The sequence below is a fragment of the Bacteroides caecigallinarum genome (assembly GCF_021530995.1).
GTDB lineage: Bacteria > Bacteroidota > Bacteroidia > Bacteroidales > Bacteroidaceae > Phocaeicola > Phocaeicola faecigallinarum.
In genome coordinates, this window is record NZ_JADYTF010000093.1 from 1 (window position 1) to 14243 (window position 14243).

The window sequence follows — 14243 nt, forward strand, 5'->3', positions numbered from 1 at the left end:
AAAAATGATTGCAACAAGGCAATAAACTGTATTATGACAACAATCCGTCATTTCAATCTGCGTTCGTCTTGCATTGGTGTTGAGAAACGGCATAATTGCAAGTTGAGTTGTCTTCAAGTATTGGAACAGCTGCTTGTCTTCCCGTTCTTCATGGTCAAGAACTCTTTCCAATATCACCATTCGGGACTTTCCAAGTTTTTCTCCTGTCAAAAGGATATGTTCTATCGTTTCATGGAGCAGGACAACATTGACTGGCGCAAACTTGTCTATTTGGTGAGTATTCGCCTGTTGAATCGGATTTCATCGAGGAAGGACTCGAAAGAATCCCTCCAATGTCTGATAATCGACGATACCGACCTGCCGAAAACAGGTTTCAAGACGGAAATGATAGGCCGCATCTATTCACACGTTCTTCACAAGAGCGTCTTGGGTTTCAAAGGGCTGTTCCTGTGCCATACGGACGGGAAGACACATACCTTGCTTGACTTCTCGCTTCACGGGGAGGAAGGCAAGAACCCTGAAAAGAAGCAAGGATTGACCGACAAGCAGCGGAAAGCACGCTTCAGCAAGAAACGTGACGGGTATTCCGCAGTCAACACCCGTATAAAGGAATACAGACAAAACAAGATCGACCGTTCCATTGAAATGGTCAGAGAATCCATCAGGAGAGGCATACGCTTTGATTATCTGCTGGTTGACAGTTGGTTTACTTGTGCCGACTTGTTGAATTTCATCTGCTCAAGACATCTGAAATGCCATCTGATAGGCATGATTAAAATGGGCAAGACCCGATACAAGACCAGGTTTGGCAACTTGAACGCATCCGCCATCATTGACAGACTGAAAAAAGAAAAGTCTGTCAGGTACAGCCGCAAGCTGAATTGTCATTACGCTTATATAGATGCTGAATATGCCAACCGGAAAATCCGCATCTTCTTCTGTAAAAGAGGACGGAAAGGAACATGGAACGCATTCCTTTCCACCAATACCGGACTGAACTTTTTTGAAGCATACCGCATCTATTCCATGCGTTGGGCCATTGAAGTCTGCTTCTCTGAGATGAAAGGACTACTCAAACTCGGGAAGTGCCAATGCCTGAACTTCTCTTCGCAGATAGCAAGCATCAGCCTGACCGTGATGCAGTACAATATCCTTTCTTTCATCAAGCGGTTTGAAGCCTATGAAACCATAGGAGGATTGTTCAACCAAACCATTAATGGAACAATGGAACTGTCCGTAACCGAAAGGATTTGGGATTTGATCTTGCAGATTGTGTCTGCCATCGCGGACTTGTTTTCGGCAGATGAAGAAGAAATCATCCGGATGATTGCTAATGATAACCAAAAAATTGCTATCATCAAAAAGCTATGTCCAGAGAAGAAAACGGAATAAAGCTACTTGCGAAACTTAAATAATAAATAATATGAGGCATGACAATGGAACGTGGAATAATCACAATCACAGAAAACGGGGCGGTCACGATGCCGACCGCTCCCGTTTGGATGACACAACAGGAAATGTCCGATGCGTTCAATGTGTTCGGCTGCGACATCCGCAAGACTATACACACTATCTACAAAAACATGGAATTGTTGGAAAGCGAAACAAAGCGGTACATCAAACAGGACAACGGGATAAACTACGATGTTTACAGCCTTGAAATGGTGATAGCCGTTTCCTTCAAGTTGAGAAGTAGGGAGAGCGTGGCTTTCCGGCGGTTCATCATGGGCAGGCTGACCATGAACAACAGACAGTCCGTCAACCTTTTCTTTTCGCTCTTCACGTCGCGTGGAAAGAGAGCGGGAAATTGAGCAGACCTCAGACGGCGTATGAGATACCCTCAAACGGCGTGTAAGGCTACCTCTTACGCCGTTTGAGGGTAACACCGTTTTACAGGGGATTTCCGTCAGACTATCTGAACGCTTCCCGGTAATTGGCGGCAAGCATACTTTCGATGTCCGATTCCTTGTATAGAATCTTGCCGCCCAACTGGTAATAGGCGATTATGCCGTTGTTGCGGTAGTCCTGCAAGGTGCGTCGGCTCACTTTCAGCCGCGCCGACACCTCCCTGTCCGTCAGGAAACGTTCACCGCCCAATGTCGGACGACTGTTTGCCATGAAGTTCTCGATGCCGTCCAGCAGACGGTCAAGGCTGTCGCCGAACTCGGCGACAAGCGCATGGTTCTTGGTAATCATTTCACTCATTGTTACGTTGGAATTAGTGGTACATAATAATCAAACGGCTTTGTCTACCAGCTTACGTTCAACGGGCTTGACGATGCGCAGCACATCCTCCGGTCGGTAAAACACCTTGTGGTTTATCTGCGAATAAGCCAGCGTGCCGTTGTCACGCAGCGTCTGCAAGGTGCGCGGACTGATGTTCAACTGTCGGCAGACCTCTTGGTTGTCCATCCAGCGGTTTAATGACTTGCCGCCTTGCTTGGCAAGGAGTTCGTTCACACGGTCTGAGAAGCGGCTGAACTTCGCCGCCATTTCCTCAAACGCCTCTTTCTGAAAAATCAATACTTCCATTGTCGATACTGTTTTTAATGTTGATACTCGGTTTTGGACGCAAAATAAATGGGTATCGTGCATCAAACAATAGGTTGGCACAATCGTGGCAGCTTGTGGCAGGGAGTGGCGTTATCCGCCGAACCCGTGACGGCTGTTCCAAGCGTCCGTGATGCAAAGAAAAGCGAAGTCCGGCATAATCCAACCGCTTCGCACCTGCGTGGCAGCATTTGGCGTCGGTGTGGTAGCCTGTGGCGTTCTTCAGGTTCAAATAAGCCTGCTAATAAATCTGAGCTTGATGTAGAATGAAGTATGACTTTATTTTATGGAATACGATTGATTTGAAGAAACATAAAAGCTAACCCATCAAGGAGAAGTTTTGATGGGGAGCAAGTTTGTGTTTCGGGCATACCGAAACGGTTTGCTCCCCATGTTTTGGAAGACGCAAAATACCTAAAAATAGGTATTGCACGACAATTTCAAGCCTTATACCTTTGCAAAAAATTAAAAACAGACATTGTTCGTTATAAATGCAAGTGCTGAAAGAGGACATAAGGGGTCGGATATTGACGATTGCCAGACAGCAATTCGAGAAGAAAGGCTATTCCAAGACTTCCATGCGCGAAATAGCGGAATTGTCGAGTGTTGGTGTTGGGAATATCTATAACTACTTCACAAGCAAAGATGAATTATTCCGTGAAGTGGTCCGTCCTGTTTTGTGCGCTTTGGAAGCCATGCTGCAAGAACACCACGGCATACGGGGCGAAGATATTATGATGATGCGGTCGGAAAAATACCTGAAATCCTGCATTGACGAATATGTTTCGCTTATAGACAAACACCGTTCGCTAATGGAAATACTGTTGTTCCGTGCGCAAGGTTCTTCATTGGAACGCTTCCGTGAGAATTATACCGACCGTTCCACGGAATTGGTTAAGGCGTGGTTCGCGTCCATGCAGCGGAAACATCCCGAAATCAATACGGCTGTGTCCGATTTTATCATTCATTTGCATACGGTATGGATGTTCACGATGTTCGAGGAACTATTGATGCATTCCGTACCCCGGCAAGAAATGGAGGCTATTTTGCACGATTATATCCTGTTTGAAATCCAAGGTTGGAGGGCTATTATTAAGATATGAACAGACAACGTACATACGAACATTCAACCGCATCAGAACGGTTGGTAAGGAGGAAATCTTCACGGAGGTTTCCTCCTTTTTTTATGAACAATTCTGAATATCGTTCACTATTAAATATCCCAAAATATGAAACAGAAATACGAGTTTAAGAGCATTGTAGCGGAAACATTGCTTATTCCGCTATACATGAGAGCCAAAGAAAGCAGCCGGAATAATCCCATCCTATATGACAAGACTGCGGAATGGCTGGCGGACAGTTTGGAATACGATTATTCCCAGTTCGACGGGGCAAAGTTGAGCGAAGTGGGATGTGTGGTGCGTGGATGGTATTTTGATTGCGCCGTGCGCCGATTTATTAAGACACATTCGCATCCGGTCGTGGTCAATGTGGGATGTGGACTGGATACCCGTTTCCAGCGTATCGGAAGTCAGAAAGCAGTCTTTTATGATTTGGATTTGCCTGAGGTCATTGCTTTACGCCGGGAATTGATACCCGAACAGCCGGACAATGTCTATATTGAAGCGTCTTTGTTGGAGACCGACTGGATGGATGACCTGCGCCGGAAGCACCCCGAAGCAGAATTTATCTTCATCGTGGAGGGGGTACTGATGTACTTCTACGAGAAGCAAGTAAAATCCTTCCTGCATCACGTGGCAAACCGTTTCGGGGGAGGTGAATTGTGGTTTGACGTGTGCGGCACGATAATGAGCCGACATGGTGTGAAGCCCGATTCGCTCCGCAAACACGAGGCTCAAATCCGTTCCGGCATAAGCAACGGGTATGTAGTGGAACAATGGGAACCGTCTTTAAAGCTCATTGAACAGGCAAACTATATGAAGTTCTTCCGTTCACGCTGGGGATTCTTCTTCGGGCAGATATTGGGGCGCATCCCTTGGCTCTGCTACAAATTCAGTTCATTGCTCGGATATAAAATCACATCAAAATAGCGTAATAACAATGGAAAAGTCAAAAAAGAAAAAAGGTTTGTCCCGTCTGTTCGAGATAGCGGGACAAAGGAAAGGTCTGCTTATATTAGCAGGTCTGCTGTCGGCTGGCAGCGCGGTGTGTATGCTTGTGCCTTATTGGGCAGTTTATGAAATTTTGAAAGAGTTGCTGTCGAATGGCTCCAATCTTTCCGCTTTGGACGGAACGGACATGATGCGTTGGGGATGGATTGCATTTGGAGGGCTTGTTGGCGGATTGATATTGCTCTATGCCGCCCTGATGTCCTCACATGTGGCTGCATTCCGTATCTTGTATGGGTTGCGTGTCCGTTTGTCCGAGCATATCGGCAAGCTCCCGTTGGGGTATCTGAACAACACCTCTACGGGAGCCATCAAGAAAACAATGGACCAGAATATCGAGAAAATAGAGGGCTTCATCGCCCATACCATTCCTGATTTGGTCAATGTAATGGCAACGGTAGTGGTAATGCTGGTCATCTTTTTCTCGCTGGATGTGTGGCTGACAGTCGTGTGCCTGGCCGTTGTGGTACTTAGCTTATTCCTGCAATTTTCCAATTTCATGGGAAAAAGGGCAAGGGAGTTCATGGGTATCTACTACGATGCACAGGAAAAAATGAGCGCATCAGCTGTGCAGTATGTACGGGGAATGCCCGTCGTCAAGATATTCGGGCAAAGCGTCCGTTCGTTCCGTCAGTTCAATGCCGAGATTCAGGCATACAAGACATTCGCCTTGAAATGCTGTGACACCTACCAGAGCGGGATGATTGCCTTTACCGTCTTGCTCAATTCGATGGTAACGTTTATTCTTCCTATGGGCATCTTGCTGATGCAAGCCAGTCCGCAATCCTTGTCATTGGCGGTAGTATGGCTGTTCTTCATTATCATGGGACCGGGTATGGCTTCCCCCGTTTATAAACTGACATTCTTGGGAGGTAATACGCGCGACATCGATGAAGGTGTAAACCGTATCGACCGCATACTTGAAAAGAAACCTGTGCCGGAGCCGGGACATCCGCAAGTGCCTGCTGCTTACGATGTAGAGTTCCGTCATGTATCATTCTTCTACGAAAACACGGAACAGGGAACACGAACGGAAGCCTTGCGTGATGTCAGCTTCAAAGCTCCACAAGGAAAGATAACCGCCCTTGTCGGTCCTTCAGGAAGCGGAAAATCAACGGTTGCCAACCTAATACCCCGGTTCTGGGATGTGGAGCAAGGGGAAATTTGTATAGGAGGCATTGACATTCGTCAGATAGATACGGCAAAACTGATGGACATGGTTTCATTTGTATTTCAAGACACTTTCCTTTTTTACGACACATTATATGAGAACATTGCCGTAGGTTCTCTAGATGCTACAAAAGAAAAGGTAATAGCCGCTGCGAAAGCTGCCCAATGCCACGATTTCATAGAGCGTTTGCCGCAAGGCTACGAAACAAGGATAGGCGATAAAGGTGTATTCCTGTCCGGCGGTGAAGCCCAACGGATATGTGTGGCTCGTGCCATATTGAAGAATGCTCCGATACTGGTGTTGGACGAAGCCACTGCCTTCGCTGACCCTGAAAACGAGCATAAAATGCAGATGGCTTTGCAGTCACTGATAAAGGACAAGACGGTCATTGTGATTGCCCATCGCCTTTCTTCCATCATCTCCGCACATCAGATTGTCGTCATGAAAGAAGGACGCATTGTGCAATGCGGAAAGCATGAACAGCTGTCCGTGACGGAGGGTGTATATAAAAATATGTGGGATGCCTATACGAGCGCATACCATTGGACATTGAACAAAAACTAAAAGCAATATGAGAAAGAAGAATTTCTTAAACAAGGTCTTGCAAAACACAAGTTGTCCGCAAGGATTTTGGGGACGGATGATTTTGCGAGGAATGAATTGTTTTCATGCATCTTTAGCTAATCGTGGCATGAAGCAAGTGGAATGGCAGCCGAATTGGAATGTTCTTGATATAGGCTGTGGCGGTGGTGCGAATTTGAAACGTTTATTGAATTTATGTCCGAAAGGAAATATCTACGGCATAGACCTGTCAGAAGAAAGTGTTTCATTCGCCCAAAAGTACAACGAAAAAGACTTGAATAAAAGATGTTTCATACAACAAGGGAATGTTTGTTCATTACCTTATGAGGATGGATTCTTTAATGCTATCACGGCTTTTGAAACGGTCTATTTCTGGTCGCCTGTAAACATAGCGTTGTCTGAAGTGGCGCGTGTTCTCCGAGAAGGAGGTTGTTTCCTTATTAGTCTGGAAGCGAGCGACCCCGAACTTGGAAAAATGTGGACGGAACGGATAGATGGTATGGTTGTCTATACTCCGGCAGAATTGGAAGAACGGTTGCATGAAGTCGGATTTTCATCCATCAGAACAATCCGTAAAAAGGAAGAAATACATATTATAGCATATAAATAAAATAAGATATGAATGCAATAAAGAATATTACAATAGGTCACACGGAAAGACTTTACAAGCCGGTGGGTTACACCATGCTTGCCAACTTAGTGAATATAGTACCGTTTTGTCTTTCTATAGAAGCGATACGTATCATTTTCAGTGCATTTGACGGGAGCGGACAGCCACTTGACACGACCCGCCTGTGGTGGATATTCGGCATTATGGCTGTTTATATGCTGGTCATGGCTTTGGCAGAACGGGCATCCTACCGAGCCAATTTTAGAGGAGCATACGAAATGAGTGCTTCCGGGCGTTTGTCGCTGGCGGAGCACTTGCGGAAACTATCGTTGGGCTTTTTGTCGAAACGTGATCCGGGTGATTTGTCGTCTATGCTTGTTACGGACTTCATGATGGCAGAAACCGGAATTTCGCACCACCTGCCCCAACTTATGGGTGCCATAGTCATGCCCGTACTGGCTTTTGCTTCGCTTGTATGGATAGATTGGAGGATGGCGGTCAGTATGTTTGCCGCCTTGCCGCTTGCCTTGCTCGTCCTGTGGGCAAGCACAAAAGCACAACGAAGTCTAAGCGGCAGGCAAATTCAAGCGAAAATCAATGCAGGGAACCGGTTGGAAGAATACTTGCAGGGTATTCGGGTAATGAAAGCGTACAATCTGATAGGTGATCGCTTTGTTAGGTTGCGCGATGCTTTTGCGGAACTTCGCCGTGCTTGCATCCGTCAGGAGGCCTTGTTAGGCCCATTCGTCTTGTTGAGCATCACTTTGGTACGTGCCGGGCTGACAATGATGGTGCTATGTGGAACTTACCTTCTGTTGGGAGGGCAACTTTCAATCCTTGTATTCGTGCTATTCCTTGTAGTCGGTTCTCGTGTGTTCGACCCGCTGACTTCCGCACTGACAAACTTTACCGAGTTCCGCTATTTTTCCATTGCCGGTGGACGCATCCTTTCCTTGATGAACGAGCCGGAGATGAAAGGAGAACGGCAATCCCCGGCAGCAGGCGATATCCGGTTTGAACACGTATCGTTTGCCTATCAGGACAAGGAAGTGTTGCATGATATAAACATTACGCTCCCGAAAAACTCCTTGACGGCTCTTGTCGGACCTTCGGGAAGCGGGAAAAGTACGGTGATGAAGCTTTGCGCCCGTTTCTACGACCCACAGAAAGGATGTATCTTTTTCAATGGTGTTCCGATGAATGAGATAAATCCCGAAAGCCTAATGAGCCACATCTCTATGGTATTTCAGGATGTCTATCTGTTTCAGGACACCATACGCAATAATATCCGCTTTGGTAAAACTGACGCGACGGAAGAAGAAATTATAGCCGCAGCTAAAAAAGCCTGTTGCCATGACTTCATCATGCGCTTGCCTCAAGGCTACGACACAATGGTGGGAGAAGGGGGTTGCACCCTTTCGGGCGGAGAAAAGCAACGCATATCCATAGCCCGTGCCATGCTGAAAGACGCACAAATCATCCTGCTTGACGAAGCGACCGCCTCACTTGACCCCGAAAATGAAGTGGAAGTACAGAAAGCCATAGACACACTCATCAAAGGGCGTACTGTCATTGCCATTGCCCACAGACTTAAAACTATTAAGGGCGCAGACCAAATTATCGTGTTGGATAACGGACGGATAAGGGAAAAAGGTACGCATGAAACATTGATGCAGGCTAAAGGGTTGTATGCCCAACTATGGAACATTCAGGAACAAATCTCAGGATGGAAACTGTAAAAAGCGGCATAGAAATCAATAGGATGTCTGTCTTTATAAAGCAGGCATCCTTTCAAATAATAGATTCTTAAATGAATTTACGGAATAAAGTGTTAGTAGGATATTTTATCTTAGTTGTACTTATCGGCTTTATGGCATCAATTCTGATACACGAGCGACATCGAATATCAGAAATTGATTCACAAAACAGCGAAGTACAGCAAGCTATACGTGATATTCACAATGTCCATCGATATATCACTCGGCTTACCATGTTGGGAGAGAGTGTCATTGATTGGAACAGAACAGACTGTAGTCATTACCGTATCCAACGTCTGTGTACAGATAGTCTGTTACAAGCATTGAAGTTCCATTGTGCAGCATATGTGTATCCAGCGCAGATAGACACTCTTCGCTCTCTACTGGCAAACAAGGAAGAACATCTGCGGCACATCATGTCGGTATTTGAGCGGCAGGAAGAAGCCGACAGCCTTTTAGTGAATCTCTTGCCAGAAGTAGCTAAACGTGCTACCCGTTTACAGAAAAAGCCCCTGCAAACGCATTGTGGCTTGTAGGGGCTTGCAGGGGCTAATCCTAATTCTTACTCAACGAATCAAAGCTCGCCCGGCTTCTCATCCTCCTTCTTCGCCCGCGTAGTGCGTGCTTTTGAGATAGCTTTCTGACGCTCAATCATCGTGTTCACGTGGTCGATGAAAGTAGCATATTCCGCATCACCATTTATCATTGCCAACGCATTGACGGTATCAACCAATGAACGGTAAGCGGCTTCTGCGGCGGTGCGGGTTTCCTTCACGATACCCACCTGACGGGCAGCGTCGGCTTCCGTGCGCTGGGCGGCTGCGGCAAGGAAAGCGTTTTCTTTCGTTTTTAAATCCGTAATCCATACATCAAGATTCAACGCGGTGCGCTTGCTTGAATCAAGAGCTTCCAAGTCCTGCAACAGATTGTGTAATACACCGCTTTCCTCGGTCTGCGCCAGCTTCGTGGGGTCGCCATACTTGTCGAACAATGATTTCGCTTCGGCGGCATTGGCGGCTACTTCGGCGGTCGGATGGGCGCACATCACCGTCACATAATTGTTCGCACCACGCCAAGATGCGTCACGGGCATCATCCGTCGCGGTCGCCGTGGCGGTGGCGGGATTCGTGGAGGATGCCTTCAACGCATCGTCGAAAGCATCGACAGCGGTGGTGAAATCGTTAACCTTTGCCTCCAACACGGGATTCGTAGCGGACAGCTGGCTTATCTCGCTTGGGGTTCCTGTCTCCTCGCCGATAGGCAGGTTCGCCGTTTCCGCCACGACCTGTTTCTGATAGCCGAACGACTCCTCGGTGCGAAGGCGGGCAATATTCAATATTGATAATTGTTTCATACGCTTCAATTTTAAGGATGATACGAAAATTTTACGTTGACAAATATAGTCTTTTTTCTTCGTCGGGACAAATTATATGCGGAAAACCAGTCGGCAGTGCCAGTCCTATAGGATTTGTGCCGTCGACTGAATCGACGATGCTTCTCCGCGCCGATTTGTGTTGTCGATTGAATCGACAGTACTTATCCTGACGGATTGACGCTGTCGACTGGGTTGGCGACGGTTATCGGGGCGGATTGGAGGTATCGACTGTGAAGTGCGGCTCTCAATGTCGGCGAGAGTCTTTTTTATTCCACATACGAATCCTTCTCCATATAATATAAGCCTTCGCCCCGCTCGCCATATTCCATGTCTTCCAGCTCTACCTTGAAAACGTGGTAAGGCAAATCGGTCGTGCCTTTGGGACGATCTACCGTCAGCAGATAGGCGTTGCCGTATTCGTTGGCTCCGAAATATTCCTTGATTTCCTGCTTCATCAGCACGGGCACTTCCTCACCGTCTATCCATACGGTGGCTTTCAGCTGGTCGGCGTGAGGAGCCATGATACTTCCTTTGGCATCTTTTTGGGCAGTTCCCAATTGGATTTTACTCAAATCCTCACCGTTTCTTGTGTCGAAATCTTGTTTCATAATCTGCTGAAGGCGTGTCAGGCTCATCGGGCGCACATAAATCTGATAGGTGGGCATACCGCCCGGAACACGGAACACACGCAGCCCGTACACTTCCATACGGTGGAAACGGATGTCGAGCGTCGTGTCGCGGTCGGCGATGAAATCCCATGCCCAGAACTCCAGCCGCTGGTCGGCATCGGAAACGCCTGCCTTAGCTGTATGCAGGTACACATCCATTTGGCAAGCCGCCACGCTTCGGTATTTCCCTTTTGGGATGCGGGCGGAATAATGTCCTTGCGCATCGGTCGAAGCTTGTATGATATTTCTGAACGAGGGGGCTTTCCACATCACGGTGCAACTGTTCATTGGATTGCCGTTGAAATCAGTTACCGTTCCTTGAATCGTTACGCTGTCGGCAGGCGTCTGTGCGAAAAGATTGCTGCCAAACAGCAGGGCGGCAAGGGTAAATTTTATATTCATATTCAATCGTTTTTATTTTCAAATTGCAAAAATATGGAAAATCGGAGAACAGGGCAAAGAAAATCGCCGAGAAGATACACGCAAGGAGCAAACGGTACAGACCCATAGGCGGCAACAAGGAAAAGACTGCTGACGTGCGCATCATAGCCGCCACCAACGAGGATATGCAGTCAGCAGTAGCCGAAAAGCGTTTCCGTCAGGACTTGTTCCACAGGATAAAGGAATACACGTTGCACATACCGCCGCTACGTGAGTGCCGTGAGGACATCATGCCGCTCGCGGACTTCTTCCGTGAACTTGCCAACAAGGAGTTCGGCAAACAGGTGAAAGGCTTTTATGCGGAAGCAAGAAAGCGGATGCTCGCCCATCCGTGGAGCGGCAATGTGAGAGAACTGAAAGGAACTGTACGTTCGGCGGTGCTGTTCACCGACGGGGATGTGATAACGGCTGACAAACTGAATTTTGAAGAACCTCTGCTGTCGGGAGAAGCATCCTTGTCCTTGAAGAACGTGGAAATGGAAAAGAGGCAGATAATCCGTGCTCTGAAACAGGCGGACGGCAACCGCTCGCTGGCTGCTGAACTGCTCGGCATCGGGCGCACCACACTATACGGCAAGATGAAACAATATGGCATCAAGTACAAGGAATAAGACACGATTACCGCAGGTCAGAAACAGGTTGCCCGACTTCGGAGGACAACCAAGCGGCAAGGCTTTCGGGGAGTAACTCGAAAGGTTTTGAGTAACTCAAAACATACCTTGCTGCTGCCACTTTTCGGCAGTAACCGAAAAGCCTTCGGGTAACTCGAAGGACACCTTGCTGATTTCTCGTGAAATCAATAATCCGTCAGCAAACGGATTGGAATTTGTGCTGTTATTTCGGCTCTAAAAGCATCGTTTCCCGATGCCTAAGCTGCCCAAAAGAAGAAAGGGGATGAGGGCGGTGTGCAAGCCTGCACCTTATTGAGCTTACAGAGAACAAAGCCGGATTTTCATCCATCTGAGAAACAGACAATAGTGTCAATTCGATGTCGATATGTGCCAATCACAGCCAAAACAGACATTAGACCAATAAGGAAATGCTATTTTGGGCAAATACATCCTCGCTTGTTCACAAGCTCAGCAAACCAATGATTTACAAAATCGACGATGAACAGAACCCGACAACCAAGAAAGTAATTCAATGCAGATAGGAAGCAACATGGTTTCAATGATATGCTGGTTTGCTGTCGTGTTGTTGTGCAGGTTTACAACAGCGAAACTTCAAATAAAGGTATCAGCAATGGATTGTGGCTTTAGAGAGGTGAAGTTTGAATGATATAAATCGGTGGTACAATACATCCGTCTATCAACGTAGTAATGAAGCAACAAAGGAATGGTGCAATAAACAAAAGCGTATAGGCATGGCATACACACACTGGCCTGCAAGCCTGCCCGCGCTCCAACCTGCCTGCCGTCCTGCTTGCCTGCCGACCGGTCTGCCGGCGTGCCTGCCTGTCGGCACACAGACAGGCAAACCTACCAACAGGCTATTTGCAAATGGGCAGGCTCAAATATGATGTGGAAACGGTATGGAATTAAAAGCAGGACAGTGCGACTGATTTTCATCAGCAAGATGTGCAACAAATGTACAATAATGATAAGATGTTTGATTTTCTCTATTTTTCAGAGGAATAACTTTGGCAATGAAAGAGAAAAACACTACTTTTGCAAATGAGAAAAGCGTTCTTTTGATTGATGCAGAACATTGCAGAATAGAGAAGCCCGCTGGTTTCCAAATCGTTACCTGTTAAGCTGACAATCTTTGTAAGTTTCTTATTTTTAGCAAATAAGAGAAAGTGATATGTCTTGCGACATGCCAGCTTATGTGCTTATCTATCCCGGCTCTTTTCACCCAACGCTTGACGGATTTGCAGCAACTTTCATACGAAGGCAGGTTGAAGATGAGAGCGTCTTTGTTACCGTCTGCCGGCGGTTCTCCCACAAGCGAAAGAAGACCGTCATTGAGCGGAATGACCACACCGCTACTGGCGGAATGACCTTTGGTCTTGTTCTGCTCAAATTTTAGCAGCTTATTAGCGTAGTCGATATTCTTATAGGTAAGGTCTTTCACATCACAGAAGCGCAAGCCACAATACAGGCAAAAGATAAACGCACGCCTTACGTTGGGGTTCTCGTTGTCATAATGGCACGCAATCAACCGCTGGATTTCTTCCGGCGAAAGCACGTCCTTGCGTAGTATCTGGCTATCCGCCTTGCAGGTAACGCCTTTGCAGGGGTCTTTCAGCATCACATCGTGGTCAATCGCATAGTGGATAACCTTCTTGAAACGCTGGAAGATGCTTTTAGCCCCTTCGCCCACGCTCCGGGATTGCAGATAAGCTACGAACTGTTCCATCATGTCTTTCGTGATAAGTTCCGGCTTGATGCCGAACTCGTGCATCGGGTAATGCTCCTTCAAAAAGTCCTTGAAACGGCTTAGGGCGATTTGCACCATCCGAATGTCTTTCTTGGTATAGTCATTGATATAGGCTTGAAAATAATCCAAGAAATTCACGTTCTGGTCTTTTTTCAGGCGATAGCCCAACATACTTTCCTTAAACTCCTGTTCACGTTCGGCACGTATTTTTACAGCAAGCTCCAGTGTTTCCTTGTTCTGCTGGCGTTCCGCAGGGGTACGTGGCTTCTCTATCAGATACAGGCTGAGATTCTCTTTTCGCCTGTGATGCTTGATAGCGAACTTCGGCTTTCCCCGCATCTTACCGCTTTCATAATACACCTGATTACCGTTTTCATCCAATACAGGCTTTTCCTCTCTACCCAAATAATACTCCAGATACAAACTAATTCTGCCGTCCGACAGCCTGTTTTGCGGTTCATCCGACATTTCGCGTGATAGTTGTTAATTAACGAAGAAAACCGCTGAACAAATTGTATATTTGAATCACCACAAACAAATGTACAGTAATGAACAGCAGTTTTCTATATCATGCTTGGGGG

14 protein-coding genes and 1 pseudogene are annotated in these 14243 nt (G+C 46.9%); 10 read left to right on the top strand and 5 right to left on the bottom strand.

The annotated features are described in order from the left end of the window. Together I6E24_RS12080 and I6E24_RS12085 are read left to right on the top strand one after the other, a co-directional pair. Window positions 1-1392, top strand: a 1392-nt coding sequence (locus I6E24_RS12080) for an IS4 family transposase (protein WP_235328797.1), incomplete at its 5' end; no start/stop codon positions are given. 44 nt (window positions 1393-1436) lie between these two features. Then, window positions 1437-1811, top strand: a complete 375-nt coding sequence (locus I6E24_RS12085; protein ID WP_455577812.1) for a transporter — start codon at window positions 1437-1439, stop codon at window positions 1809-1811. 100 nt (window positions 1812-1911) lie between these two features. Here the strand turns inward: I6E24_RS12085 and I6E24_RS12090 are convergent, their stop codons facing one another. Then, window positions 1912-2205 (bottom strand): helix-turn-helix domain-containing protein, encoded by a 294-nt coding sequence (locus I6E24_RS12090; RefSeq protein WP_204404250.1) that lies wholly within the window; start codon window positions 2203-2205, stop codon window positions 1912-1914. A 30-nt stretch (window positions 2206-2235) separates the two neighbouring features. Then, window positions 2236-2532 (bottom strand): helix-turn-helix domain-containing protein, encoded by a 297-nt coding sequence (locus I6E24_RS12095; RefSeq protein WP_235328799.1) that lies wholly within the window; start codon window positions 2530-2532, stop codon window positions 2236-2238. 509 nt (window positions 2533-3041) lie between these two features. Here I6E24_RS12095 and I6E24_RS12100 point away from each other — a divergent pair. The 6 genes from I6E24_RS12100 (at window position 3042) to I6E24_RS12125 (ending at window position 9335) form a co-directional block, all read left to right on the top strand. Further along, the gene (locus tag I6E24_RS12100; RefSeq protein WP_141427651.1) at window positions 3042-3653 is read left to right on the top strand and encodes a TetR/AcrR family transcriptional regulator; all 612 of its coding nucleotides are present in this window, start codon (window positions 3042-3044) and stop codon (window positions 3651-3653) included. A 126-nt stretch (window positions 3654-3779) separates the two neighbouring features. Beyond that, the gene (locus I6E24_RS12105) at window positions 3780-4601 is read left to right on the top strand and encodes a class I SAM-dependent methyltransferase (protein ID WP_235328800.1); all 822 of its coding nucleotides are present in this window, start codon (window positions 3780-3782) and stop codon (window positions 4599-4601) included. Window positions 4602-4611: 10 nt separating this feature from the next. Next, entirely contained in the window at window positions 4612-6414 is a 1803-nt protein-coding gene (locus I6E24_RS12110; RefSeq protein WP_235328801.1) for an ABC transporter ATP-binding protein, read from the top strand. Between the two features lie 7 nt (window positions 6415-6421). After that, the gene (locus I6E24_RS12115) at window positions 6422-7042 is read left to right on the top strand and encodes a class I SAM-dependent methyltransferase (protein ID WP_122120994.1); all 621 of its coding nucleotides are present in this window, start codon (window positions 6422-6424) and stop codon (window positions 7040-7042) included. Between the two features lie 8 nt (window positions 7043-7050). Next, complete coding sequence (locus tag I6E24_RS12120) at window positions 7051-8781, top strand: ABC transporter ATP-binding protein (protein WP_235328802.1); 1731 nt, start codon at window positions 7051-7053, stop codon at window positions 8779-8781. Window positions 8782-9032: 251 nt separating this feature from the next. Continuing rightward, on the top strand, window positions 9033-9335 hold the full coding sequence (locus tag I6E24_RS12125) for a hypothetical protein (protein WP_235328803.1): 303 nt from the start codon (window positions 9033-9035) through the stop codon (window positions 9333-9335). A 38-nt stretch (window positions 9336-9373) separates the two neighbouring features. On the opposite strand, the gene I6E24_RS12130 is transcribed toward I6E24_RS12125, so the two are convergent. Beyond that, window positions 9374-10153, bottom strand: coding sequence for a DUF6261 family protein (locus I6E24_RS12130; protein WP_235328805.1), 780 nt, complete (start codon window positions 10151-10153; stop codon window positions 9374-9376). Between the two features lie 287 nt (window positions 10154-10440). Further along, window positions 10441-11244 carry an Ig-like domain-containing protein gene (locus tag I6E24_RS12135; protein WP_235328806.1) on the bottom strand — a complete coding sequence of 268 codons (804 nt, stop codon included), beginning with the start codon at window positions 11242-11244 and terminating at the stop codon, window positions 10441-10443. A gap of 23 nt (window positions 11245-11267) precedes the next feature. Here I6E24_RS12135 and I6E24_RS12140 point away from each other — a divergent pair, with 23 nt between their 5' ends. Both I6E24_RS12140 and I6E24_RS12145 read left to right on the top strand, forming a co-directional pair. Continuing rightward, window positions 11268-11894: a helix-turn-helix domain-containing protein gene (locus I6E24_RS12140; RefSeq protein ID WP_235328807.1), complete on the top strand. Its 627-nt coding sequence runs from the start codon at window positions 11268-11270 to the stop codon at window positions 11892-11894. Between the two features lie 659 nt (window positions 11895-12553). Next, the gene (locus tag I6E24_RS12145) at window positions 12554-12802 is read left to right on the top strand and encodes a hypothetical protein (protein ID WP_235328808.1); all 249 of its coding nucleotides are present in this window, start codon (window positions 12554-12556) and stop codon (window positions 12800-12802) included. A gap of 251 nt (window positions 12803-13053) precedes the next feature. On the opposite strand, the pseudogene I6E24_RS12150 reads toward I6E24_RS12145, so the two are convergent. Then, a pseudogene (locus tag I6E24_RS12150) lies at window positions 13054-14130 on the bottom strand (phage integrase SAM-like domain-containing protein); the annotation flags it as partial. Between the last annotated feature and the right edge of the window lie 113 nt (window positions 14131-14243).